The following is a 23,769-nucleotide window of genomic DNA, read 5'->3' on the forward strand; positions in this document are numbered from 1 at the left end:
GCAGCGCCCGTAGTGAATGGCGGCGGTAGAATCGCCGCCATTATCCTAAAAACCCCAGTTGACCGCTCCTGAAGGCAAAAAATGCCTGAGAAGATCGAAAGATGTTTCATCTGATTCCGCTCACCGGAGAGGTGACCCCGCTACGCACCCCCTGGCACGCGCCGACGGGCGCCTGGCTTTGTTGCTCCTCCTTGCAGGCATGAGCCTGCCGCGTCGTCGCGTCGCGCCATCCGCCCGCCGGCACGCACCATCGGGCGCGTCCAACTGAGGTTTTTAGGATTATTTTTTCGAGGCCCGTTCCATGACTTCCGAATCGTTGCCAGCCGCCGTCAAGGCGAAAATCCTCGGCGAAGCCTTGCCCTACATCAAGCGCTTCTTCGACAAGACGATCGTCATCAAATACGGCGGCAACGCGATGACCGATCCGAAGTTGAAGGACTGCTTCGCCCGCGACGTCGTGCTCCTCAAGCTCGTCGGCATGAACCCGGTGGTGGTGCACGGCGGCGGGCCGCAGATCGAGGATCTATTGCGACGTGTCGGCAAGAAGGGCGAGTTCGTCCAGGGCATGCGCGTGACCGACGAGGAGACCATGGACATCGTCGAGATGGTGCTCGGCGGTCAGGTGAATAAAGAGATCGTCAATCTGATCAACCAGCATGGCGGCAAGGCGGTGGGCCTGACCGGCCAGGACGGCAACTTCATCCGCGCCAGGAAATTGCTGCTGCCCAACAAGGACAAGCCAGAAGAGTTGATCGACATCGGCGCGGTCGGCGACATCACCTCGATCGATCCGTCGATCATCAACTTCCTCGATTCGGGCGACTTCATTCCGGTGATCGCGCCGATCGGCGTCGGTCCGAATGGTGAAACCTACAACATCAACGCCGACGTCGTCGCCGGCAAGATCGCGGAAGTGCTGCAGGCCGAGAAGCTCGTCATGATGACCAACACGCCGGGCGTGCTCGACAAGTCGGGCAAGCTGCTCACCGGCATCACGCCGAAGGAGATCGACGCGATGGTCAGTGATGGCACGCTCTCCGGCGGCATGCTGCCAAAGATCGGCTCGGCGCTCGATGCCGCACGCTCGGGTGTCAAGAGCGTGCATATCATCGATGGCCGCGTCGAACATGCGCTGCTGCTCGAAATCCTGACGGATGAAGGTGTGGGCACGCTGATCAAGTCGAAGTGATGCGATCGCATCGCGTCTGGCTGTTCGACCTCGACAACACGCTGCATGACGCCAACCCGCACATCTTTCCGGCGATCAGCCGGTCGATGTGCCGCTATGTGGCGCAAGAAATCGGCGTCGACGAGACGGCAGCGCGGCAGCTGCGCGACCATTACTGGCACCGTTACGGGGCGACGCTGACGGGACTGATACGCCACCACGGCGTCGATCCGCATCACTTCCTCGCCGCAACGCACGCCTTCCTCGACGATCTGCCCCGTATGCTGGTTCATGAACCGGCGCTGCGCCATGTGCTGAAACGACTGCCTGGCCGCAAGATCGTCTTCTCCAACGCGCCGCGCCGTTATGTCGAAGCCGTGCTGGAGCAAATCGGCATCCTGCCGCTGATCGACGGGATCTGGAGCATCGAGCGGCTGCGCTTCACCCCCAAGCCACATGCTGATGCCTTCCGCCGCCTGCTCTGCCGTGAAAGGCTCGATGCCCACCGCTGCATCCTCGTCGAGGACACGCCAGCCAATCTGCGAGCCGCCAAACGCCTGGGGATGACCACCATCCTCGTCAGTCGCGCGCAGCAAGTGCCTGCTTACGTCGATTGGCGCATAAAATCCGTGCTCGAATTGCCGAAACTGGGACTGAGCCGATGACCGCCCACGGTGACCGCAAACTGCGCATCCTTCAGACGATGGCCGCGATGCTGGAAGATCCGGCCGGGGAAAAGATCACCACCGCCGCACTGGCGGCCCGACTCGAGGTTTCCGAGGCCGCGCTCTACCGCCATTTTCCCAGCAAGGCGCGCATGTTCGAGGGTTTGATCGACTTCATCGAAAATGCGCTGTTTTCGGTGGTCGGCCAGATCGTCGCCGAAGAAGCCCACGGGCTGCGCCAGGCCGAGCTGATCCTCGCCGCGAGCCTGCGTTTCGCCGGCAGGAACCGGGGGCTTACGCGCCTGATGATCGGCGATGTGCTGGTCCATGAACACCCGCGCCTCATGGCACGCATCAATCAGCTTTTCGAGCGGCTCGAAGCCTCGCTGAAACAGGCGTTGAAGATCGCCGTCGCTCAGAAAGACTTGCCGGCGGAGCACGACTGCGCCGCACATGCCGATTTACTGGTCTGCCACCTGCTCGGCCGCCTGCAGCGCTTCGTCAGGAGTGGTTTCAAGGACGATCCGCTCAGCCACTGGGCCGCCCAGTGGCCCTTACTGGCCGGCTAGCCGTTGCGCCGCTTCCAGGGCGAAATACGTCAAGATGCCGTCAGCCCCGGCGCGCTTGAAGGAAAGCAGCGCCTCCATCATCACCGCATCGTGGTCGAGCCAGCCGTTTTGCGCGGCAGCCTTGAGCATCGCATACTCACCGCTCACCTGGTAGGCGAAAGTCGGCACACCGAAGCTGTCCTTCACCCGCCGCACGATGTCGAGATACGGCATGCCGGGCTTGACCATCACCATGTCGGCACCTTCTTCGAGATCGAGCGCCACTTCGCGCAGCGCCTCGTCCGAGTTCGCCGGATCCATCTGGTAGGTATATTTGTTGCCCTTGCCGAGATTGGCCGCCGAGCCGACCGCATCGCGGAATGGGCCGTAGAACCTCGAAGCGTACTTGGCCGAATAGGCGAGGATGCGCGTATGGATGAACTTCTGCGCATCGAGGGCCTCACGGATCGCCTTGATGCGTCCGTCCATCATGTCGGACGGCGCTACTACATCCGCCCCGGCCTGTGCGTGAGTCAGCGCCTGCTTCACCAACGCTTCGATGGTCTCGTCGTTCATCACGTAACCGCTGGCATCGATCAGCCCGTCCTGGCCGTGACTGGTGTAAGGGTCGAGGGCCACGTCGGTGATCACGCCCAGTTCCGGAAATTCCTGCTTCAGTTTCGCCACCACGCTCGGTACCAGCCCTTCCGGATTCCACGCCTCGCTGGCATCCTCGCTTTTCTTCGCGGCATCGATCACCGGAAACAGCGCGAGCGCCGGAATACCCAGTTTCAGCGCCTTTTCCGCGACCGGCAGCAGGCGGTCGAGTGTCATGCGCATGACCCCGGGCATCGAGGCGACCGTTTCGGTCTTGTTACTGCCCTCCAGCACGAACACCGGATAGATGAAATCGGCGGCGGTGAGCACCGACTCGCGCATCAGTCGGCGGGAAAACTCGTCGCGGCGCATGCGGCGCATGCGCGTGCTTGGGAAAACACCCTTGATGATCATGGTCTTGGCTTTCGAAAAATACTTGAACTTTTTGCTACGTTACCTATCTTAGTGCTTGGACGGTGTTGAATCGTCCCCCGCTTTCCCTCCCTGAGCGGGTGCCTCGACGCCCGTCGAGGCATTTGGGCTCTCGGCTTTCTCCCCTTTGGCCGAGGGCCCTTTCTCTTTCTGGTCCAGCCATCTGCCGATCACCTGCTCGACCTCATCGATCCCGGTCTTCTTCAGGCTCGAAAAAAGCTGCACGCCGATCGCTACCCCCGAAAAGTCGACGCTGGCGAGACGGCAAGCCGCGGCCAGGGTCTTGGCCTGCTCTTGCCGGGTCAGCTTGTCTGCCTTGGTGAGCAGGCAGTGGATCGGTTTGCCGGTACGGCCGAACCATTCGATCATCTGCCGATCGAGCTTGGTGAAAGGGCGGCGCGCGTCCATGATCAGCACCAGACCGACCAGGGCGGCGCGCTGTGTCAAATAGTGCTCGAGCAAGTTTTGCCATTGCCTGCGCACTGCGTCCGGCACCTCGGCGTAGCCATACCCCGGCAGATCGACGAGCGCTGCGCCGCATTTGAGACGAAATACATTGATCAGTTGGGTGCGTCCCGGCGTTTTCGAGACGTAGGCCAGTCGGGTGTGACCAGCCAAGGCATTGATCACCGAAGACTTGCCGGCATTCGAACGGCCGGCAAAGGCGATTTCCGCGCCGCCGGCCTGTGGCAGATTCTGCGGATCGGCGACGGAAATCTCGAAACAGGCGTGGCGGAAGAGAGAAGAGGTCATTGACCGACCCGGAAGTGGAGTATCAACTGAAATCAAGCTGATATAGAATAGCGCGTTTATTGACCAGACAGTTATATGAGGAGCTTCAGATGAGCCGCGACTCGATCCCGTTGAAAGTGTCTCTGTTGTCCGCGGCCGTGTTGTCGCTGGCCGCCGGTGCTTTTGCCAACGCCCATGCCAATGAGGCAGACAAACCCGCCAGCTATGCGGGCGATCCTGCCAAAGGCAAGGAAATCGCCGCCACGGTCTGCGCAGCCTGCCACAATCCCGACGGCAACAGCGCGACCCCGGCCAACCCGAAACTCGCCGGTCAGCATGCCGCCTATCTCTTCAAGCAAATGAAAAACTTCAAGGGCGGCCCCGACGGCAAGCCCGAGCGCGTCAATGCGATCATGAACGGCATGATCGCTCCTTATGACGAGATGCAAATGAAGGATCTCGCCGCCTGGTTTGCCAGCCAGAAGCAGGTTGGCGGCGAAGCGAAAGATCGCAACGCTCTCGAACTGGGCCGCAAGCTGTATCGCGCCGGCGACGCCTCGAAAGGCTTGCCCGCCTGCGCAGGATGCCATGGTCCGGCCGGCAAAGGCATTCCCGTCCAGTATCCGCGCATCGCCGGCCAGTATGCGGAATACCTCGAAGCGCAGCTGAAAGCCTTCCGCAACGGCGAGCGCGCCAACGACCCCAACAAGATGATGCGCATGATCGCGATCAAGATGACCGATGCGGAAATCCACGCCGTCGCGGATTACATCGCCGGCTTGTATTGATGCGGATTCCCGCGCCGGATGAGCGGGCGCGCGTTCCCGACTGAAACCCACAGGGGCGGCAGCAAGCCGCCCCTGTTCGCTTTCGGGGTGCCAGCATGAAATCGTTCGGCATCCGCGCCCGCATCCTGTTCGCCGCCGTCGGGCCAGCGATCCTGGTGGCCGTGCTGGTCACCGGCATGTTGATCCTGGGCCAGATGCAGCAGGCAAAGACCGAACAGCACCGTCGGCTTTCCGCAGTAGCGCGGCAGTTGTCTGCCCTGGCGGAGTACAGCTTGTTCGTCGGCAATGTCGAGGCGCTGAAAAAGCTCGTGCTGGTAGCGCGCCAGGAACCAGACATTCTCGCCGCCGCCTTCCTCGACGGCAAAGGGCACGTGCTGGCGAGCACGCTGCCGCGCACACAGCTGCCCCCCATGGAACAGCTCATCCCGGGGTTCGAAGCACCTGGCAGGAGCGCCGCGACCGAACATTGGCATGTGCTGACGATCCAGCCCACCCAGCTGGCGGAAGTCGATCCCTACACCGCGCCCGCGCAAGCAGGCGACGCGGCAATACTGGGGCACTTGGTGCTCAAGGTGTCGTCGCGCGCGCTGCATGACGAAATTCGCGCCTATGCGCTGAAGACTGCGGCGCTTTCGACGTTTGTCCTGGTGTTGGCGATCGGTCTGGCCATCGCCCTTTCCCGTGGCCCGATCCGCGCCTTGACGGAGATCGATGCCGTCGTCGCCGGCGTCAAGCGCGGCGACTTCTCACAACGCGTCGAGGTGCGGGGCAATGACGAACTGGGCCGGTTGGCGCAAGGCATCAACGAAATGGCGGCAGCGGTGGGACAAAGCCAGGAACAGCTCGCCGAGCGCATTCTCGAAGCCACCGCACTGCTGCGCCATGAGCGCGATGCGGCCGAACAAGCGGCGCGCGCGCGCAGCCGTTTCTTCGCGGCAGCCAGCCATGATCTGCGCCAGCCGGCCCAGGCGCTCGGCCTCTTCGTCGCGCGGCTGCTGAAGGACGATCCACCGCCGGAATTCGTCCCGAAACTGCGTCAGCTCGCCCAGACCGTCGGCAATCTTCAGCAACTGCTCGGCACCTTGCTCGATTATTCGCGTCTCGACGGCCAGGTGGTCCAGGTCGAACGTCAGCCGGTGCGCGCGACGCAGGCCATCGGCCAAGTGGTGGAGAGCTTCGCCGATGCCGCTGCGGAAAAGGGATTGACGTTACGCAGCCGCATCCATGACGACTGGATCCTCACCGACCCGGCATTGCTGCACCGCATCCTGATCAATCTGGTAGGCAACGCGATCCGCCACACCCATCGCGGCGGCATCCTCGTCGCCTGTCGGCGGCGGGGCAACGCCGCCCGCATCGAGGTCTGGGACACCGGCACCGGCATTCCCCCCGAGGCCCATGAGACGATCTTCGACGAGCTGGTGCAGCTCGACAATCCGGAGCGCGATCCAGAGAAGGGATTAGGCCTGGGGCTGGCCATCGTCCGTAAATCCGCCGCGCTGCTCGATCACCCGCTGACGCTCTGCTCGCGTGTCGGGCAAGGCTCACGTTTCGCGCTGACGGTGCCGCTCACCTCATCTGCGGCCAGCCTGGGCGCCTTCGAAGAGCGGCCGGATTCGGCCCAGTGTCCGATTTTGCTGATCGGTCCAGTCACTCCGGAACACGAGGAACTGATCCACTTGCTCGACAACTGGCATTTCGCAGTAACGCAGGTGGCCAATCCCGATGCCGTCCAAATAGATGGCGAGTGCCTGCCGCGCTGTGTCATTCTCGATCTGCCGGGCGGTGCAGCCGGTGTCGAACGCAGCCTGGCCTGGCTCAACCGTGCCGCGGCAAAAATGGGGCGACCGCTGCCCGCGCTGATCATCGGCAACGGACCGGTGCCGACTTTGAGTGAGCCGTCCAGCGCAACGCCGCACTTGCTGCTGATGCGCCCTTTCCGGCCGGCGCGGTTGCGCGCGTTGCTCGACCGGCTGCTCGCGCTCGACGACGACGCGGAATGATCCTAAAAACCTCGGTTGGACGCGCCCGATGGTGCGTGCCGGCGGGCGGATGGCGCGACGCATTGAGGCAGCAGGCTCATGCCTGCAAGGAGGAGCTTTAATGCCAGGCGCCCGTCGGCGCGTGCCAGGGGGTGCGTAGCGGGGTCACCTCTCCGGTGAGCGGAATCAGTGAGACATCTTTCGATCTTCTCAGGCATTTTTTGCCTTCAGGAGCGGTCAACTGGGGTTTTTAGGATGATAGGTCAACCGAGCCGACGGTGAAAGCGCATCACGGCGCGGCCAGATGGTTGCGGGCGGGGCGAAAGTTTCCAGGCATGGCCGTAGACGATCTCGAACCGCGCCGGCAACAAGCCCGCCGTGCGGGGCCAGACAGAGAAGAGCCTGCGCCAGCCGCGAAAGCCTTGGCGGCCCAGCAGCCCGTCGCGCACACCGAGATGGCGCAGGTCGGCAAGGAAGGCGTGTGGGGTGCGGTAGGTCAGCGTCAGCATCTCCATTTCCATCACCGGATCGCCGAAACCGGCGGCCATCAGCAGATCCCCGACATCGTGCATATCGACGAATGTCTTGCCGCTCCACGAAAGGCCGAGCTGGCCCGCGCACTCGCGTATTTCCTTGAGCGTATCTGGGCCCAGCAGCGAAAAGTGCAGTAGCCCCCCCTCGGCCAGTACGCGATGCAATTCTGCAAACGCCGGGCGCAGATCGGGCAGCCAGTGCAGCATCAAGTTCGACCAAACCAGATCGAGGCTGCTCTCGGCGAATGGCAATGCGCGCACGTCCGCATTCACACAGCGTGGGGCCTTGCCGCGCAATCGATCCCACCAGCCTGCGTGTGCGCGCACGGCTTCGAGCATCGGCAGCGCGTAATCGACCGCCAGCGGCAGCGCCTCGGGATAGCGGCGCATCAGCGCGCGCACGCCATCACCGGTCGCGCAGCCGATGTCGGCAAAACGCCGCGGCGTAAGAAGCACACAGGCGAGGCGATCGGCCATGCGGCGGCCCACCTCGCGTGCCAGCACGGCGGCATTATCGTAGGATGCGGCTGCAGCCGCGAAACTTTCCCGCGAACTCATCCAGGCATTATCCGCGATCGACTGTGACCCTGAAAGCGCTCCTCACCCGCTGGTTCGACGAACTGCTCCCACGCGCCTGTCTGCTCTGCGGCGCGCGCGCCCGTGCGCCAGTCTGCGCCGATTGCGCGGCGGATCTACCGCGTCTTTCCGGCCCCCTCTGTCCAGTGTGCGCCAGGCCGCTGGGCGCACCGGCGCAAGCCTGTGGCGCCTGCCTGAAAGCGCCGCCCGCCTTCGATGCCACCCTTGCGCCGCTCGTTTATGCCTTCCCGGTAGATGGTTTGGTGCATCAACTCAAATACGGGTGCCGTCTTCCCAGCGCCGAGTTTTTCAGTCGCGTGATGCTCGCCGGCTCGCGACCGACGGGCGATCTGCTGATGCCGGTGCCCTTGTCGCCACAACGACTGCGCGAGCGCGGTTTCAACCAAGCGCTGGAAATCGCCAGGCCGCTGGCATCTGCACTGGGCTTGCCGATCGACGCCACCAGCCTTTACCGACAGCGCGACACACTGCCGCAAAGCCGCCTGCCCTGGCGCGCCCGACAAGGCAACGTCCGCCATGCCTTCGCCTGCCGCCGCGATCTTGCCGGCCTGACGGTGATCGTCGTCGATGACGTGATGACGACCGGCGCAACACTCGCCGCCGTCGCAACCGCGCTCAAAGCACGCGGCGCCGCACATGTCGTCAATTGGGTGGCGACGCGAGCAGTAAGCAGGGGCCCCGCGTAGCGGGGATGCGCACGCCCGCGAGCGGCGCCAGCCGCCGACCCACTCGACCGTCCAGCCCGCGATGGCCTTGAGGAGGCGGCGACGCGAGCAGTAAGCAGGGGCCCCGCGTAGCGGGGATGCGCACGCCCGCAAGCTTCGCCAGCCGCCGACCCACTCGACCGTCCAGCCCGCGATGGCCTCAAGGAGGCGGCGACGCGGACAGTGAGGAGGTCCTGAGTTTCTCTTCGACGCTACTGCGCATTTCAGCGGGCAGGTTGCCGGTCTCGCGCGCCTTGGCAAAGGCCACTCTGGCTTCGTCTCCACGTCCGGCCGCTTCGAGCGCCAACCCCAGGCCGAACCACCAGCGCCCCTCGGCGGGACGCAGACGCAACGCAGCCTCGTAATGCTGTGCGGCTTCGTCATGAAGCTGCCGTTTCTGCAGCAGGAAGGCAAACAAGGCCTGGAAGTCGGCATCGTTCGCCGCATGCGCCGCATGGCTTTCCAGCGTCTTCAGTGCCGCCTCACCATCGCCATGTTCATACTGGAGCCGTGCCAGGAGCGTCGCCCAAGGCGTGCGTGTCGGTTCGAACGACAAACCTTCCTGCGCCACCTGTTTCACTTCCCCCCACTGGCGTAGATTGGCCAGAACCGCGAGCAATGCCTGACGCGCCTTGGTGTGCCGGGGCTCGATTTCCAACGCATGACGCAACAAGGGCAGCGCCGCGCCATGATCGCCCTGGGTCGCTGCCTGCATGCCCTTGCGATACTCGCTTTCGGCCAACGCGTTTTGCCCTTCTGCGGCCTTGGGTTGTTTGTCGATCCGTCCATCAGGAGTGGGAGTCCTGGCAGAGCGGGGAGCGTCCGGCTCGGCCGGCGGCAGCGATGGTGCAAAGCTCTTGCCGCTGTCAGGCGGCGACGCTGCCCTTGGAGAATGCACCGGTTGCAGCGGTGGTGCGGTGGGCTTGTCAGTGGAGGCCTTCCGTGATTCGGTCGGCTTGCTCGGCGTTGCAGCGGCCGACATTTTGGCTTTCTCGGCCGGTGTCGATTTGGCATTCGGTGAGGGCGAGGGTGACTGCAAACTCGCACTTGCGGCAACCGGCTTCACTTTGAGTTCTGCCGGCGGAGATGGCGGTGCCGGCTCGACAAGGGCACTCTGCAGTTCTTGCTGCGCAGTAGGCATGGCGGCAGGGACTGATGCGGTTTGGGGCGCAGCGGCTCGGTCTAAAGCAGTGACGGGTGGCTGCGAAGTCCGGCCAATGAAGAACGAGACCGCCACGGCGCCGATGAGCAGGCCGATGACCAGCAGCACCCACGACTGCTTGTTGCGCCGTGGTTCCGGGGGCAGGGTGCGCAGGCCGGCTGGCAGGCCGGCACGCTCTTGCTGGCTTGCCTGACGGGCATCGAGATCGCGCAACATCTGGTTGATGATACTCATCCCCTCGTTCCTCTCTACCAGACCCACCAGGGCTTGTCGCGCGCACCCTCGGTGTCGCGCGCCGCAGCTTTGATGTGTCGCGGTTCGACCTGTAGCCGGCCTTCACCAAAGGCCACCAGCAAGGCCTTGTTGGCCAGAATGTTGATGAGCCGTGGCGTACCCCCCGAGCGATGGTAGAGCGCCCGGAGCGCACGGGGGGTGAACAGCGGCTCACCCCGGTAGCCCGCCGTCGCCAGGCGCTGTGCGACATAGCGCTTCACCTCTTCTGCATCGAGGTGCTGCAGCCGATATGAGAAGGCGATACGCTGACGCAGCTGGCGGGCCGAATGCCGTGCCAGCATCTCGTCCAGCTCCGGCTGCCCGAAGAGAATGATGTGCAGCAGTTTGCGTTTCTCGGTTTCGAGATTGGACAGTAGGCGCAGGCTTTCCAGGGTCACGCGTGGCATGGTCTGCGCTTCGTCGATGCACAGCACCACCTTGCGTCCTGCGGCGGCGAGCTCGAGCAAGCGCTGATTGATGCGCTTGACGAGCCGCGCGATGTCCTTCGCCCCCTGCTCCGCCCCCAGCTCGTCGGCGATTTCGAGCAACAGCTCGCGGGGATCCATTTGCGGATTCGGGATGTAGGCGGCCTGCCAGTCGTCGTCCAGCTCGTTCAACAAGCTGCGGCACAGCAGGGTCTTGCCGGTGCCGACCTCGCCGACCACCTTGATGAAGCCTTCGCCGCTCGCCAGGGCGAAATGCAGCAGGTTGATGCCTTCCCGATAGCTGCGGCTCGGATAGGCGAACTCGGTATCGGGCGTGATGCCGAACGGTAGCTGGTTCAGACCGAAATGGGCAAGATAAACGCTCACTGCAAGGGCACGGTGAGGGGAGGCAGGTCGAAATTGCGCAGACGCTCGCCGCTTTGCCGCAGGTCATCCAGCCAGGCGCGATCGTCGCGGATGATGGTCGGTTTGAGGAGGATCACCAGCTCGCGTTTTTCCAGGCTGCTGCCGCGCTGCCCAAACAACACGCCGGCTGGCGACGAAACGGTGCCCGGCAGGCCATTGCGATTGCTCGTCTGGCTTTGCGTCATCAGGCCGCCGATCGCGACGATGTTGCCATCCTGCACGCGCACGATGCTGTCGGTTTCATTGACGCTCGAGGTGGCGAGCGGCAACTTGAACTGGCCGAGTGCGCCGAGATCGATGACCTTCTCCTTCTCGGAAACCGCACTGACCGCCGGATGGATGTGCAGGATGATCTTGCCTTCTTCGTCGATCTGCGGCGTCACATCCAGCGAGATACCGGAAAAATACGGTTGCAGCGTCAGATTCGGCGTCGAGGTGGTACCCGCGGCGGTGCTGGTCGTGGTCGAGGTGACGTTGGTGACGAACAGCTCATCGGTGCCGACTTTCAGCACGGCCTTCTGGTTGTTGAGCGTCGCGATGCGCGGGCTCGACAGCACCGAGACCTGGCCTTGGGTTTCGAGGAAGCTGAGCAGCGCCGCGAAGTTGGCGGTCTGGAACGCGAGACCGACGAAACCATTGCCGAGCGCCGTTGCCGCTAGCGAACCCGCCACGCCAGGCAATGCCGTGAGGTCGGCGCTGGCGAGAGCGCTGCCACTGCCGGTGGCCGCAAGCGTGCTGCCGGGCTGCAGCACACCGACGCTGGCGCGGTGGTTCACGCCGTTGAACGAAGCCCAGTTGATGCCATTCTGGAAACGTTCGGAGAGCTGCACTTCGAGGATCTTTGCTTCGAGCATCACCTGTCGCTCGACCATCACCTGGGTCGCCTTCAAATACTGTTCGACGGCGCGCAGCTCGGCGGGATAGCCACGCACGACGACGACGCCGGACAGGCCATTGACCACGACGCTGCGCCCTTCTCCGCTGACGATGGTCGCCAGCGAGGTTTGCAGCTCACGCCAGAAATCGCTGTCGGTGCTGGTCTGCACCTGACTAGTCAGGCTGCTGGCCGCTTGGCTGCCACCCGTAGCCGTAGGCGGCACGGCCGTGCCGCTGGTCGGCGTCGAGGCCGTACCGGTCGTGCTACCAGCGATCGAACTCGAGGTGACTCTCAGCTCGGTCGCGCCCTGACGGCGGCTGGCCAGATAATTCACCTGGAAGACGCGCGTCTGCAGCGTGTTGGGCTGGATCGTGATGCGGTTGCCCTGGATCGTGAATTCGTAGCCGTAAAGATCGCGGATCGATTCGAGTGCTTCGCGCACCGTCACGTCTTTCAGATCGATGGTGATCGTGCCGGCGACTTCAGGGCCGACCAGCATGTTGTAGCGCGTGCCGCTGACGATGGCCATGAAGACCTGCGCCGCAGGAGCATTGACGACGGAGAGATCGAAGCGCGGCTCGGCCTGCTCCACTTTCGGCAGTTCGATGTTGAGCGGCGGCAGCAGGGCTTTTTCCGATACTTGCGGTGAGGGGCGCTGATTCAGCGCTTGCGCCAGCTCCTCGCCCATCCGCTCGCGCACCAGATCGGGCCGTGCCGGCGGTGTTTGGCAACCGCTCAACGCGAGGGGCAAGGCGAATAGCCACAGGGTTCTGATGAGGATCTCGTTCATCTTTTTTCCTTCCTTGGCGTCTTCTTGACGCCAGGCGTCAGATAGAGGGTCTCGATACCTTGCGGCCCGCGCAGCACGACGAAATCCTCGCCGATCCGCGTCAAGCGAGCCTCGCCGACCTTGCCGCCGAGTTCGACCACGGTGCCGTTGATCATCGCTGCCGGTTTGCCTGCCTTTCTGCGCAGGATCGACTGTAGGCCGCTGGCGGCTTCCTGCGCCGCTCCGCTTTGTGCAGCCGGGCCGCTGTCGAACGGTGGCCGGGTCGGATCGGCGCCCTGTGCCTGGGCGCCAGCGCAGAACCAGAGCATCGGCAATAATGAGATCAAACGACGAGCCATCTTGGATCCAGACTCAAGGTATAGACCGTCAAAGTCAGTTCGCTGACCGGATACGCTTTGACGACCAGATCGAGTTTGCCGCGCAGCAGTTTCTGTGGGCTGGCATCGAGTTCGGCAACGTAGGCGAGCAGATCGTGATAGCCGCCGGCCAGCTTGATTTCGATGCCATGCTGATAGAGATTGGCGCTTGCCTGAACAGCGCTTTCCGGTTTTGCCGCATCTGCTGCGACGGGGGCGTCATTCGCGCTGGTCTCCGCTTTCGCCTGCTTTTCGACGAGTGGCCGAGGAGGCAAGGTTGCCAAACTCACCAGCGTCAGCCCGCGATGGCGGGCCAGCACCCTTTGCAACAGGGCCGGTATGCGCTCGGGTGGGATCAGCGTGTTGCCGTAGCCTTCGATTTCGCGCTCGGTGAGCGCGAGTTCCGCCTTCAGGCGCTCGATGCTCGCGCGGATTGCGGCATTCGGATCGCTGGCGCTTGCCTTGAGAGCGGTGACCTGTTCTTCCAAGCGGCTTTGCTCTTCTCGCTGCTGCGCGAGAGTGGCCTTGAGCTGTTTCGCCTGCAACAGTGCAGGTTCGATCCACAGGCTGTAGCCGCCGAAAAACACCGCCACTGCCGCCGCTGCGGCGATCAGCATCTTTTCGCGCGGCTGCAGCGCGGCAAAACGTGCGCTCCAGCCTCGCCAGCGTGCCTGCCAAACGCTCATCCTCGTCCTCCCTCGGCTGCAACAGATGCCCCCTCGCGCTTGACCGGCAACAGCGTGAATTCGTGGAAAGGTGGTAGCCGCGGCGCCGCAGTCGTACTGCCGGCAGGCAGCGGCTCGGGCTTGCCCTCACTGACATTGAGCGCGGCAAATGCCTGTCCGCGCATCGCCGGCTCGCGCTCCAGACGCCGGATGTATTCGGGCAGCAAGGCCGGATCAGTCGTCCGGCCGCGGATTTCCATCACGTTGTTTGCTGCATCCCAGGCAAAGCCGGTGATCCAAACACCGGGCATGGTCAGATTCGCCAGTCCGCGCAGCGGGTCGGCAAATCCGGGGGCATCCGCCGCCAGCCGCTGGCGCAAGGTTTGTAGCACGATGCCGCGCGCTTCGGCCAGTTGGCGCAGCGAGGCCAGCTCCCGTTCGAGACGCGCATCGGCTTTCCGTTCCTCGGCTTCTTTGCCGAGCGCTTGCACCTGGCCACGCAACTCAGCCAAACGGGCTTCTCCCGCCGCCGTCTGGGCCCGCAACTGCGGCAGGCCGCTGCGGGCCATGAGCCCCGCAGCCACGACGATCGTGAGCATCATGGTGCCACCCAGCACGAGGTTGGTAAGCGTCAGCCAGTCGCGTTTCTTGCGCAGGGCTGGGTCGTAGAGGTTGATCTGCCCGGCCATCTGTCACTCTCTGAGCGCGGCCCCGAGCGCCAGCCAGGCATCGGCTTGTGCGGCCGGATCATCGAGATGGGGTGTCTGCGTGAAATCCATCACCTCGGCGAGATGCGCGCTCGCCACCGGCAAGGAGAGATTACCACCCAGATATTCGATGAAGGCCCCTGCCTCTGTCTGTGGCATCGGCCCGATCAGCAGGCGCGCGACGTTGATCGCGCCGTAGTTGCGGTCGAAGCTGTCGAGGCTGCGCTGGATGTCGAGCAATACCCGCTCGTAGAGCGCCCCGTCGCGCGGGTCGGCGAGCTCCGCGCTGCCGACGTCGATGTGGCGCGTCATGTAGAGCTCCCCTTGATAGGTGATGACGAGCCTGCCGCCCTGACGATCGAAAGACAGCAAGGCCAGGCCCCGGTTGGCTTCTTCGAACAACGCGGCCAGATTGCGCTGCGCCAGCTCGGGGATGTCGATCGCGGCAAGCGTGACCTTCGCTTCCTGGAATTCCCAGATGATCGGCTGCAGAACGTCATGGCTGGCGAGCACGACCCAAACCTGGGGCGGACGGTTGCCGACCGGGGGAATTTCGAGCAGGTCGATGCCGGCGCGCTCGACGGGGAAATCGACCATCTCTTTCACCCGCCAGCGCAATGCCTCGCGCAGCTCATCGCGCGTCATGCTCGCTGCGTTGGTGGGCAACTCGACTTGCAGCAGCTGATATTGGCCTTCGGCCAGCAGCGTGACACAGCGTTGGCGGCCGAAGCGCCGAGCGCGGCGCAAGCGTTTGAGACTCTCGCCGATGCCGCCTTCGCGTGCATAGCCTTCGCAGGCGCGCACCACGGGCTTGCCGCCGTCACGCGCGACTTCCGCGACGGTCATCCGCCCAGGAGCGAAATCCACTGCCGTCCAAGTTCCGTTCGGTCTGCTTTCTCCCAAAGCCATCTCCGGGCCCATGCTACCGTGTGCCCGGAGTCTAGCGAGCCGCAAAGCGCAGCAAGGCCGGATTAAGCGGCAAAAACCTGGTTAGATGGTAGTGAGGTGCCGTTTCGGCAGCGCCGAGTCTCAGCGGAATGCAATGATCGGCTGATCGACCGATAGGCTTTCGCCGGGGTTCGCAAGCAGGGTGTCGACGACACAGTCGCGCTCGGCTTTGAGCACGTTCTCCATCTTCATCGCCTCGATCTTGGCGAGCACTTCGCCGGCTTTGACCTCCTGGCCGGGGGAGACGGCGATCTGGGTGAGAAGCCCCGGCATCGGCGAGAGCAGGAACTTGCTCATATCGGGCGGCGCCTTCTTCGGCATCAGCGTCGACAGATACGCAGCGCGCCGGGTGAGTACCATCAGATCGGCCTGCTTGCCCCAGTGGAACAACCGATACTTGAGACCCCGCCGTTCGACCTGCATGCAAAACGGCTCGCCATTGATCGTGCCACGATACAGCGGCTGGCCGAATTGCCAGTCGCTGCGAACCGCGTAGGTTTCGCCATCCAGCCGCACATCCCAGCCTCCTGGCGCAGGGTGCACGCTGACCAGGTAATCACCGCCGTCGGTAAGCCGTACGACGAACTCCGATCCCGGCCGGTATTCGTGGCCGGGCATTTGTCCCGAAATTTGCGCATTGCGCGCCTGGTGCTGGCGATGCATCGCGGCGGCGACAATGATCAGCAGCGCCGGATCGTCGTGCGGCACCATCGAAGCGTCGAAGCCCTTCGGATACGACTCATTGATCAGTCCAGTGTCGAAATGACCGGAGACGAAGCGCGGATGCTGCATCAGCGCAGCCTGGAAGGCGATGTTCGATGCCACGCCGCGAATCACGAAAGCATTCAGGGCATCGCGCATCTTGGCGATCGCCCCGTCGCGCGTCGGGGCATGGCAGATCAGTTTCGCGATCATCGAATCGTAATACATCGAAATCTCGCCGCCTTCATAGACGCCAGTATCGACGCGCACCCCGTTGCCCTCCTTCGGCGGGATGAACTTCACCAGCCGGCCGGTCGAAGGCAGAAAGCCGCGGAAGGGATCTTCGGCATTGATGCGGCATTCGATCGCCCAGCCGTCGAGTTTGATGTCCTCCTGCCGGAGGGGTAGTTTTTCGCCGGCAGCGACGCGGATCATCCACTCGACGAGGTCGAGGCCGGTGATGCATTCGGTGACCGGATGCTCGACCTGCAAGCGCGTGTTCATCTCGAGGAAGTAGAAGCTCTTGTCCTTGCCATTGACGACGAACTCGACGGTGCCGGCGGACTGGTAATTCACCGCCTGCGCCAGCGCCACTGCCTGTTCGCCCATCGCACGGCGCGTTTCCGGATCGAGGAAGGGCGAGGGCGCCTCCTCGATCACCTTCTGATGGCGGCGCTGGATCGAGCATTCGCGCTCGTGGAGGTAGACGATGTTGCCGTGAGCATCACCGAGCACCTGGATCTCGATGTGGCGTGGCTCCTCGACGTATTTTTCGATGAACACCCGATCATCAGCAAAGGCGTTCTTCGCCTCGGTCTTGCACGAGGCAAACCCCTCGTGTGCCTCCTTGTCGTTCCAGGCGACACGCAGCCCTTTGCCGCCGCCACCCGCGGAAGCCTTGATCATCACTGGATAGCCGATTTTGCGTGCGATCTCGACGGCCTTTTCAGGCGTGTCGATCGCGTCGTTGTAGCCGGGAATGGTGTTGACTTTTGCGGCGATGGCGAGCTTCTTCGATTCGATCTTGTCGCCCATCTTTGCCACTGAGTAATGCTTCGGGCCGATGAAGACGATGCCCTCCTCCTCCAGACGACGCGAGAACTCGGCGTTTTCAGACAGGAAGCCGTAACCCGGATGCACCGCTTCCGCGCCGGTTTTCTGGCAGGCGGCGATGATCTTGTCCATTTGCAGATAACTGTCCTTCGCGGGCGCGGGACCGATGCACACGGCCTCATCCGCCAACTCGACATGCAGCGCGTCGCGGTCTGCCTCGGAATACACCGCGACGGTGGCAATCCCCATCTTGCGGCAGGTCTTGATGACTCGGCAGGCGATCTCGCCGCGGTTGGCAATCAGGATTTTCTTGAACATGGTGACCTCTAGGATCGATGCATGAGCCGTCAGAGCGGAATGTTGCCGTGCTTGCGCCACGGATTGGAAATGTTCTTGTTCCTCAACATCACCAGCGAGCGGCAGATGCGCTTGCGGGTTTCGTGCGGCTGGATCACGTCATCGATGAAGCCTCGGCTGCCGGCAACGAAGGGATTGGCGAACTTGGCCTTGTATTCGGCCTCGCGTGCGGCGACCTTGACCGGGTCGTTCTTTTCGTCGCGGAAGATGATTTCCACCGCACCCTTTGGGCCCATCACCGCGATCTCGGCCGAAGGCCAGGCGAAGTTCACGTCGCCGCGCAGGTGTTTCGAGGCCATCACGTCGTAAGCCCCCCCGTAGGCCTTGCGGGTGATCACGGTTATCTTCGGCACCGTGCATTCGGCATAGGCATAGAGCAGCTTGGCGCCGTGCTTGATGATGCCGCCGTATTCCTGCGCCGTGCCCGGCATGAAGCCCGGCACATCGACGAAGGTGACGATCGGAATGTTGAAGGCATCACAAAAGCGCACGAAGCGCGCCGCCTTGATCGAACTTTTGATGTCCAGGCAGCCGGCCAGCACCATCGGCTGGTTGGCGACGATGCCCACGGTCTGGCCTTCCAGGCGCGCAAAACCAATGACGATGTTCTTGGCGTGATCGGGTTGCAACTCGAAAAAGTCGGCCTCATCGACGACCTTGTGAATCAGCTCCTTGATGTCATAGGGCTTGTTCGGGTTGTCCGGCACCAGGGTATCGAGACTCATGTCGATGCGATCGGCGGGGTCACTGGTCGGCCGGATCGGCGGCTTCTCGCGGTTGTTCAAGGGCAGATAGTTGAAGAAGCGACGCATGAGGATCAGTGCCTCGACGTCGTTTTCGAAGGCGAGATCGGCCACCCCGGATTTCGTCGTGTGCGTCACGCCACCGCCCAACTCCTCGGCGGTGACCTCTTCGTGCGTGACCGTCTTCACCACCTCGGGGCCTGTCACGAACATGTAGGAACTGTCCTTCACCATGAAGATGAAGTCGGTCATCGCTGGGCTATACACCGCGCCGCCGGCGCAGGGGCCCATGATGAGAGATATCTGTGGGATCACGCCAGAGGCCATGACGTTTCTCTGGAACACTTCGGCGTAGCCTCCCAGGGCCGCCACGCCCTCCTGGATGCGCGCCCCGCCTGAATCATTGAGGCCGATCACTGGGCAGCCGACCTGCATCGCCTTGTCCATGATCTTGCAGATCTTCTCGGCGTGCGCTTCCGACAAAGCGCCACCGAAGACGGTGAAATCCTGCGAGAAGACGAACACCATACGGCCGTTGATCGTGCCATAGCCAGTCACCACGCCATCGGAAGGAATCCTGGTCTGATCCATGCCGAAGTCGGTGCAACGGTGTTCCTTGAACATGTCCCACTCTTCGAAAGTGCCATCGTCGAGCAGCAGTTCGATGCGCTCGCGCGCCGTGAGCTTGCCCTTGGCGTGCTGGGCGTCGATCCGTTTCTGACCGCCGCCAAGGCGCGCCAGCTCGCGTTTTCTTTCCAGTTCTTCGATGATCTCGTGCATCAACGATCTCCTAAAAATACCGATTCAGCAGATTCAAGAGCCGCTGCGCGGCTGCCGTGGGGGAGGTTTCACCCTTCTGAACCGCGCGGGCAAGATCGGGCAATGCGCCTCTCACGGCGGGGTGGGATTGGAAGCGCTGACGCAAGCCCACGTCGATCAGCTGCCACATCCAGGAAAGCGTCTGGCGGCGGCGTTTTTCGGCCAGCGCCCCCGACGCCGTCACGATCTCGCGGTACTCCTGCAAAGTTGCCCACACTGCTGCGATGCCCGTACCCTGCAGGGCGCTGATCTGCAAGACGCGCGGCTGCCAGTTCGCTGTCGCCGGGCGAAGCATGGCGAGCACCGAGCGCATTTGGATGGCCGCGCGTTCCGCCGCAGCAGCGTCCAGATCGGCTTTGTTGTAAATGATGAGATCGGCGAGCTCGATGATGCCCTTCTTGATGGCTTGCAAATCGTCGCCAGCGTTCGGCAGCTGCAACAGGATGAAAACGTCGGTCATGCCCGCCACCTCGGTTTCCGACTGGCCGACGCCGACGGTTTCGACGATCACGACATCGAAGCCGGCCGCTTCGCAAAGAAGCATGGCCTCGCGGGTTTTTGCCGCCACGCCGCCCAAGGCCCCGCCAGCGGGTGAGGGGCGAATGAATGCGGCCTCAGACTGGCTCAAACGCTCCATGCGCGTCTTATCCCCCAGAATCGAACCACCGCTGCGCTGCGAGGAGGGATCGACCGCGAGCACCGCGATTTTCAGCCCTTGTCCGATGAGATGAAGACCGAAGGCTTCGATGAAAGTAGATTTTCCCGCGCCCGGCACCCCGGTGATGCCGATACGCAGGCTCTTTCCCGTCTGCGGCAACAAAGCATCCAGCACCGCTGCGGCACGCTCCTGGTGATCGGGGCGCGTCGACTCGATCAGCGTGATGGCCTTCGCCAGCGCGCGGCGCTGGCCGGCGAGAACGCCCGTGATGATTGCGCGATCTTCGGGCGTGAGTCGGTCGATTTCAGACAATCTCGAAGCTCCGTCCGTCCGGCAGTCGATAACGCTCGAAATCGCGCCGATCGAGCGTCATGATGCAATTGATGCCCGTATCGACGGCGAGCCAGTAGAGCGAAGCGTCGGCAAAGTCCATTTCTCTCTTGCCGGGCTCGGTGTAGGTTCGCATCCAGCCGAGCATGTCTTCGAGATGGGCGGTATCGAAAGGATAGAGCTGGACGCCCCCGAGCGTGACGAACTCGATGAGGTCGTAGCGCTCGGGCGGCTCGAGCAAGTACGCGGCTTCGACGATGCATGGCCAGGTGGTGATGAAGCGCAGCCCCTCGGCATCGGCGGCCAGCATCCTCGCGCGATACTCGTCGTGGTGGCGGTCTTTGCGGCCGAACAGAGCGACCAGCGGACCGGTGTCAATCAGGATGCTTCGCACGCAAGAGCGCCTTGAACTTCTCGCCGCTGTTTTCGGAATACTCGGTCTGCGGCTCATTGACCGCGTAGGGCTGGCGATCGATGATCTGGCGATACAGGGCCGATGGGCTCTTCATACCGAGCACGCGCTCCAGCGCATCCTTGACGACTTCGGACTTGGTGATGCCGCGCCGTCGGGCTTCCTGCTCGACGCGGCTTTCCAACAAAGGATCGAGACGGACGGAAAGAGCCATGATGGAAACCTCCTGAGGTGAAATATTGTATTACAATATCACAGCCATGCGGTCGGTTCAACCCAGATTGTCCATTGGAACGCGAGCGGGTTTCGAAGGCGAGGGCGAGCAGGTTTGCGTTACCGCGACGAGCCAATAGCGGTGCCTATTGGCGAGGAGCGGGGGCGCAAAGATGCCGCCCGCAGCCCGAAAACCGCCGCGTAGGGCGTTGAAATAATCATATCGAATGTTCATGGCGAATCAGCCCGCTCTAATGGACAATCTGGGTTCAACCCAGATTGTCCATTAGAGCGCGAGGCGATTCCGAGGCGAGGGCGAGGCAATTTGCGTCCGCGCGACGAGCCAATAGCGGTGTCTGGCGATACGCGCGGGCGCGAAGGGCCCGCCCGCAGATGATGCGCGCCCGCGCAGTCCAGAATGAAAAGGCTTGCTCACGCTCATCCTTGACAGGACGGTCTAATGGACAATCTGGGTTCAAGCGTTCCGTGGCAAATGCGCCGCCCGGATCGCACGCAGCACCTCTCCGGCGCACTGCGGGATCGGTGTGCCCGGACCGAAGATGCCCTTGACGCCAGCGGCAAACAACGCCTCGTAATCCTGCGCCGGGATCACGCCACCGACGAAAACGACGATGTCGTCCGCACCTTCGGCCTCGAGCGCTGCGATGAGCTTCGGCACCAGCGTCTTATGACCTGCGGCCAGCGTCGACACGCCCACTGCATGCACGTCGTTTTCGATCGCCTGACGTGCGGCCTCCTCGGGGGTTTGGAACAGCGGGCCGATATCGACGTCGAAGCCGAGATCGGCGAAGGCCGTGGCCACCACTTTCGCCCCGCGGTCGTGGCCGTCCTGGCCGAGCTTGGCGATCATGATGCGCGGCCGGCGACCTTCGCTGGCGGCGAATTCCTCGACCTGCTCGCGCACCTCATCCAGCCCCGGAACGTTGCCGAAGGCGTCCGCATAGACGCCAGAGACGACCTGGTGCGTAGCGCGATGCCGGCCCCAGACTTTTTCTAGCGCCTCCGATATCTCGCCGACCGTGGCCCTTGCGCGCGTTGCCTTGATCGCGAGGTCGAGCAGATTGCCCGTTCCCGTTCGCGCCGCATCGCTCAACGCATCGAGCGCCGCTTGCACCGCCGCGCCGTCCCGCAGCCGCCGAATTTCCCCGAGCCGCGCGATCTGCGCCTCGCGCACCGCATGGTTGTCGATTTCGAGAATCTCGACCGGCGCCTCCTTTTCGAGACGGTATTTGTTGACCCCGACGATGACATCCTGGCCAGAATCGATGCGCGCCTGCTTCTCGGCCGCGCACTTCTCGATCTGCAGCTTGGCCCAGCCGGTCTCCACCGCATGGGTCATGCCGCCCATCGCCTCGACCTCTTCGATGATGCTCCACGCCTTGTCGGCCATGTCCTGCGTGAGCTTTTCCATCATGTAGCTGCCGCCCCAGGGATCGATGACATTCGTGATGTGGGTCTCTTCCTGGATCAGGATCTGCGTATTCCGTGCGATGCGCGCCGAGAACTCGGTGGGCAGTGCGATCGCCTCGTCGAAGGCGTTGGTGTGCAGCGACTGCGTGCCGCCGAACACGGCGGCCATCGCCTCGATCGTCGTGCGCACGATGTTGTTGTAGGGATCCTGCTCGGTGAGCGACCAGCCGGAAGTCTGGCAGTGGGTACGCAGCATCAGCGACTTCGGATTCTTCGCGCCGAAGTCTTTCATGATGCGCCACCAGAGCAGACGCGCGGCCCTGAGCTTGGCGATCTCCAGATAGAAGTTCATGCCGATGCCAAAGAAAAACGACAGTCGTCCAGCGAAGGCATCGACATCCAGCCCCCGTTTCATCGCGGTGCGCACGTATTCGATGCCGTCGGCGAGCGTGAAAGCGAGCTCCAGCGCCTGTGTGGCGCCCGCTTCCTGGATGTGGTAACCGGAGATCGAGATCGAGTTGAACTTCGGCATCTTCTCCGCCGTGTAGGCGATGATGTCGGCGATGATGCGCATCGACGGCTCGGGCGGATAGATGTAGGTGTTCCTGACCATGAACTCTTTCAGGATGTCGTTCTGGATCGTGCCCGAGAGCTTGTCCTGACCAACCCCCTGCTCCTCGGCGGCCACCACGTAGCCCGCCAACACCGGCAGCACCGCGCCGTTCATCGTCATCGACACCGATACCTTGTCGAGCGGAATGCCGTCGAAGAGGATTTTCATGTCCTCGACCGAATCGATCGCGACGCCGGCCTTGCCGACGTCGCCGACGACACGCGGGTGATCGGAGTCGTAGCCGCGGTGCGTGGCCAGATCGAACGCCACCGAGACGCCCTGCGCACCGGCCGCCAGTGCCTTGCGGTAGAAGGCGTTCGATTCCTCGGCGGTGGAAAAGCCCGCATATTGACGGATCGTCCACGGCCGCGCCGCATACATCGTCGCCTGCGGGCCGCGCACGAAGGGCTCGAAGCCGGGCAAGGTGTCAGCGAAAGGCAACTGGGCCACATCGGCCTTCGTGTAGAGCGGCTTGACGACCAGCCCCTCGGGAGTCGTCCAGTTCAGTTTTTCCAGATCGCCCTCGGGCGCCGACTTGGCGGCAGCCCTGCTCCAGGCATCGAGGCCTGGAACCATCACTTCCGGATATTTGCGCATGTAATCCACTCCAATGTCGAGTTGTCGTTTTGGCGCATGATGCCAGAAACCCTTGCCGGGCAGTGATCGATACCCCACACGCTTCGCACGCAAGGCGCGATCGCATTCGCGTTTTGCCATGTGCTACTTGCCCGATTCGTGAAAATATCGTGAGTCGCTGAACCCTTCGATTATCGCCGTGAGCCACGCCGTTGTGGTTAGAATCAAGCTTCCGCAACCATCTTGGAGGAGCCGATGTCATGAATAAAGAAGAGAGAAGCTTGTGGGAATTGCGCCCGGGTATCAAGATGGACCAGGAGGTGCTCGAATCCGTCGCCCAGATCGCCTGCGCACTCAAGTCGCTATCCGCCTATACGACATTCGTGATCGAACGCGAAGACTGCCCGGAAGACTTGCGCAATACCGTCGATACCGGCCTTGCCGCGATCGACAAACTTTTCGTCGCTTAACCAGACAGGAGGAAAGA

23 protein-coding genes are annotated in these 23,769 nt (G+C 62.9%); 7 read left to right on the forward strand and 16 right to left on the reverse strand.

All coding sequences use genetic code 11. The features are described 5' to 3' along the window. Nucleotides 1–301 precede the first annotated feature (301 nt). Genes argB through slmA form a run of 3 tightly spaced genes read left to right on the forward strand, consistent with a single transcriptional unit; the run spans nt 302 to nt 2,402 of the window. The gene (argB, locus tag EL335_RS11335) at nt 302–1,189 is read left to right on the forward strand and encodes an acetylglutamate kinase (RefSeq protein WP_126446977.1); all 888 of its coding nucleotides are present in this window, start codon (nt 302–304) and stop codon (nt 1,187–1,189) included. After that, entirely contained in the window at nt 1,189–1,833 is a 645-nt protein-coding gene (locus tag EL335_RS11340; protein ID WP_126447865.1) for a pyrimidine 5'-nucleotidase, read from the forward strand. The genes argB and EL335_RS11340 overlap by 1 nt, the downstream gene beginning before the upstream one ends. Beyond that, complete coding sequence (gene slmA, locus EL335_RS11345) at nt 1,830–2,402, forward strand: nucleoid occlusion factor SlmA (RefSeq protein WP_126446979.1); 573 nt, start codon at nt 1,830–1,832, stop codon at nt 2,400–2,402. The genes EL335_RS11340 and slmA overlap by 4 nt, the downstream gene beginning before the upstream one ends. Here slmA and hemB read toward each other — a convergent pair. Then, on the reverse strand, nt 2,388–3,392 hold the full coding sequence (gene hemB, locus EL335_RS11350; RefSeq protein ID WP_284155351.1) for a porphobilinogen synthase: 1,005 nt from the start codon (nt 3,390–3,392) through the stop codon (nt 2,388–2,390). The two genes, slmA and hemB, sit on opposite strands and share 15 nt — an antisense overlap. Before the next feature lie 48 nt (nt 3,393–3,440). Next, nucleotides 3,441–4,163, reverse strand: a complete 723-nt coding sequence (gene yihA, locus EL335_RS11355; protein ID WP_126446981.1) for a ribosome biogenesis GTP-binding protein YihA/YsxC — start codon at nt 4,161–4,163, stop codon at nt 3,441–3,443. Nucleotides 4,164–4,252: 89 nt separating this feature from the next. Between yihA and EL335_RS11360 the strand changes: the two genes are divergently transcribed. Together EL335_RS11360 and EL335_RS11365 are read left to right on the forward strand one after the other, a co-directional pair. Next, nucleotides 4,253–4,930 carry a c-type cytochrome gene (locus EL335_RS11360; RefSeq protein WP_126446982.1) on the forward strand — a complete coding sequence of 226 codons (678 nt, stop codon included), beginning with the start codon at nt 4,253–4,255 and terminating at the stop codon, nt 4,928–4,930. Between the two features lie 95 nt (nt 4,931–5,025). Next, nucleotides 5,026–6,933 (forward strand): hybrid sensor histidine kinase/response regulator, encoded by a 1,908-nt coding sequence (locus EL335_RS11365; RefSeq protein WP_126446984.1) that lies wholly within the window; start codon nt 5,026–5,028, stop codon nt 6,931–6,933. A 242-nt stretch (nt 6,934–7,175) separates the two neighbouring features. Here EL335_RS11365 and EL335_RS11370 read toward each other — a convergent pair whose 3' ends face one another. Then, complete coding sequence (locus EL335_RS11370) at nt 7,176–8,003, reverse strand: methyltransferase domain-containing protein (RefSeq protein WP_126446986.1); 828 nt, start codon at nt 8,001–8,003, stop codon at nt 7,176–7,178. 23 nt (nt 8,004–8,026) lie between these two features. Here EL335_RS11370 and EL335_RS11375 point away from each other — a divergent pair, with 23 nt between their 5' ends. Continuing rightward, on the forward strand, nt 8,027–8,728 hold the full coding sequence (locus EL335_RS11375) for a double zinc ribbon domain-containing protein (protein WP_284155352.1): 702 nt from the start codon (nt 8,027–8,029) through the stop codon (nt 8,726–8,728). 178 nt (nt 8,729–8,906) lie between these two features. Here EL335_RS11375 and EL335_RS11380 read toward each other — a convergent pair whose 3' ends face one another. The 13 genes from EL335_RS11380 to scpA form a co-directional block, all read right to left on the reverse strand. Then, complete coding sequence (locus tag EL335_RS11380; protein ID WP_126446990.1) at nt 8,907–10,142, reverse strand: tetratricopeptide repeat protein; 1,236 nt, start codon at nt 10,140–10,142, stop codon at nt 8,907–8,909. A gap of 14 nt (nt 10,143–10,156) precedes the next feature. Continuing rightward, nucleotides 10,157–10,993 (reverse strand): ExeA family protein, encoded by an 837-nt coding sequence (locus tag EL335_RS11385; RefSeq protein ID WP_126446992.1) that lies wholly within the window; start codon nt 10,991–10,993, stop codon nt 10,157–10,159. Then, on the reverse strand, nt 10,990–12,699 hold the full coding sequence (locus EL335_RS11390; protein ID WP_126446994.1) for a secretin N-terminal domain-containing protein: 1,710 nt from the start codon (nt 12,697–12,699) through the stop codon (nt 10,990–10,992). Before EL335_RS11390 ends, EL335_RS11385 begins: the two co-directional genes overlap by 4 nt. Next, on the reverse strand, nt 12,696–13,037 hold the full coding sequence (locus tag EL335_RS11395; protein ID WP_126446996.1) for an MSHA biogenesis protein MshK: 342 nt from the start codon (nt 13,035–13,037) through the stop codon (nt 12,696–12,698). Before EL335_RS11395 ends, EL335_RS11390 begins: the two co-directional genes overlap by 4 nt. Beyond that, on the reverse strand, nt 13,022–13,741 hold the full coding sequence (locus EL335_RS11400; protein ID WP_126446998.1) for a type II secretion system protein M: 720 nt from the start codon (nt 13,739–13,741) through the stop codon (nt 13,022–13,024). Before EL335_RS11400 ends, EL335_RS11395 begins: the two co-directional genes overlap by 16 nt. Beyond that, entirely contained in the window at nt 13,738–14,409 is a 672-nt protein-coding gene (locus EL335_RS11405; RefSeq protein ID WP_126447000.1) for a PilN domain-containing protein, read from the reverse strand. The genes EL335_RS11400 and EL335_RS11405 overlap by 4 nt, the downstream gene beginning before the upstream one ends. Nucleotides 14,410–14,412: 3 nt before the next feature. After that, complete coding sequence (gene pilM, locus EL335_RS11410) at nt 14,413–15,273, reverse strand: type IV pilus biogenesis protein PilM (protein WP_126447002.1); 861 nt, start codon at nt 15,271–15,273, stop codon at nt 14,413–14,415. A 183-nt stretch (nt 15,274–15,456) separates the two neighbouring features. Then, a complete protein-coding gene (gene accC, locus EL335_RS11415) occupies nt 15,457–17,448 on the reverse strand; it encodes an acetyl-CoA carboxylase biotin carboxylase subunit (protein WP_126447004.1) in 1,992 nt (663 codons plus the stop codon). A gap of 29 nt (nt 17,449–17,477) precedes the next feature. Next, entirely contained in the window at nt 17,478–19,010 is a 1,533-nt protein-coding gene (locus EL335_RS11420) for an acyl-CoA carboxylase subunit beta (RefSeq protein WP_126447005.1), read from the reverse strand. A gap of 10 nt (nt 19,011–19,020) precedes the next feature. Next, nucleotides 19,021–20,019: a methylmalonyl Co-A mutase-associated GTPase MeaB gene (gene meaB / locus EL335_RS11425; RefSeq protein WP_126447007.1), complete on the reverse strand. Its 999-nt coding sequence runs from the start codon at nt 20,017–20,019 to the stop codon at nt 19,021–19,023. After that, complete coding sequence (locus EL335_RS11430) at nt 20,012–20,431, reverse strand: type II toxin-antitoxin system VapC family toxin (RefSeq protein ID WP_172600094.1); 420 nt, start codon at nt 20,429–20,431, stop codon at nt 20,012–20,014. The genes meaB and EL335_RS11430 overlap by 8 nt, the downstream gene beginning before the upstream one ends. Continuing rightward, nucleotides 20,412–20,663 carry a ribbon-helix-helix domain-containing protein gene (locus EL335_RS11435; protein WP_126447011.1) on the reverse strand — a complete coding sequence of 84 codons (252 nt, stop codon included), beginning with the start codon at nt 20,661–20,663 and terminating at the stop codon, nt 20,412–20,414. The genes EL335_RS11430 and EL335_RS11435 overlap by 20 nt, the downstream gene beginning before the upstream one ends. Nucleotides 20,664–21,137: 474 nt before the next feature. Further along, on the reverse strand, nt 21,138–23,423 hold the full coding sequence (scpA, locus tag EL335_RS11440; protein ID WP_284155353.1) for a methylmalonyl-CoA mutase: 2,286 nt from the start codon (nt 23,421–23,423) through the stop codon (nt 21,138–21,140). A gap of 119 nt (nt 23,424–23,542) precedes the next feature. Between scpA and EL335_RS11445 the strand changes: the two genes are divergently transcribed. Then, complete coding sequence (locus tag EL335_RS11445) at nt 23,543–23,752, forward strand: hypothetical protein (protein ID WP_126447013.1); 210 nt, start codon at nt 23,543–23,545, stop codon at nt 23,750–23,752. Nucleotides 23,753–23,769: the final 17 nt, after the last annotated feature.

This window comes from Sulfuricystis multivorans, assembly GCF_003966565.1.
In the GTDB taxonomy this organism is placed as follows: domain Bacteria; phylum Pseudomonadota; class Gammaproteobacteria; order Burkholderiales; family Rhodocyclaceae; genus Sulfuricystis; species Sulfuricystis multivorans.

Bases quoted from the DNA above. Each gene is read 5' to 3' on its own strand.
- argB (WP_126446977.1), top strand. From the start codon at position 302: ATGACTTCCGAATCGTTGCCAGCCGCCGTCAAGGCGAAAATCCTCGGC.
- EL335_RS11340 (WP_126447865.1), top strand. From the start codon at position 1,189: ATGCGATCGCATCGCGTCTGGCTGTTCGACCTCGACAACACGCTGCAT.
- slmA (WP_126446979.1), top strand. From the start codon at position 1,830: ATGACCGCCCACGGTGACCGCAAACTGCGCATCCTTCAGACGATGGCC.
- hemB (WP_284155351.1), bottom strand. From the start codon at position 3,392: ATGATCATCAAGGGTGTTTTCCCAAGCACGCGCATGCGCCGCATGCGC.
- yihA (WP_126446981.1), bottom strand. From the start codon at position 4,163: ATGACCTCTTCTCTCTTCCGCCACGCCTGTTTCGAGATTTCCGTCGCC.
- EL335_RS11360 (WP_126446982.1), top strand. From the start codon at position 4,253: ATGAGCCGCGACTCGATCCCGTTGAAAGTGTCTCTGTTGTCCGCGGCC.
- EL335_RS11365 (WP_126446984.1), top strand. From the start codon at position 5,026: ATGAAATCGTTCGGCATCCGCGCCCGCATCCTGTTCGCCGCCGTCGGG.
- EL335_RS11370 (WP_126446986.1), bottom strand. From the start codon at position 8,003: ATGAGTTCGCGGGAAAGTTTCGCGGCTGCAGCCGCATCCTACGATAAT.
- EL335_RS11380 (WP_126446990.1), bottom strand. From the start codon at position 10,142: ATGAGTATCATCAACCAGATGTTGCGCGATCTCGATGCCCGTCAGGCA.
- EL335_RS11390 (WP_126446994.1), bottom strand. From the start codon at position 12,699: ATGAACGAGATCCTCATCAGAACCCTGTGGCTATTCGCCTTGCCCCTC.
- EL335_RS11395 (WP_126446996.1), bottom strand. From the start codon at position 13,037: ATGGCTCGTCGTTTGATCTCATTATTGCCGATGCTCTGGTTCTGCGCT.
- EL335_RS11400 (WP_126446998.1), bottom strand. From the start codon at position 13,741: ATGAGCGTTTGGCAGGCACGCTGGCGAGGCTGGAGCGCACGTTTTGCC.
- EL335_RS11405 (WP_126447000.1), bottom strand. From the start codon at position 14,409: ATGGCCGGGCAGATCAACCTCTACGACCCAGCCCTGCGCAAGAAACGC.
- pilM (WP_126447002.1), bottom strand. From the start codon at position 15,273: ATGACCGTCGCGGAAGTCGCGCGTGACGGCGGCAAGCCCGTGGTGCGC.
- accC (WP_126447004.1), bottom strand. From the start codon at position 17,448: ATGTTCAAGAAAATCCTGATTGCCAACCGCGGCGAGATCGCCTGCCGA.
- EL335_RS11420 (WP_126447005.1), bottom strand. From the start codon at position 19,010: ATGCACGAGATCATCGAAGAACTGGAAAGAAAACGCGAGCTGGCGCGC.
- EL335_RS11435 (WP_126447011.1), bottom strand. From the start codon at position 20,663: ATGGCTCTTTCCGTCCGTCTCGATCCTTTGTTGGAAAGCCGCGTCGAG.
- scpA (WP_284155353.1), bottom strand. From the start codon at position 23,423: ATGGCAAAACGCGAATGCGATCGCGCCTTGCGTGCGAAGCGTGTGGGG.
- EL335_RS11445 (WP_126447013.1), top strand. From the start codon at position 23,543: ATGAATAAAGAAGAGAGAAGCTTGTGGGAATTGCGCCCGGGTATCAAG.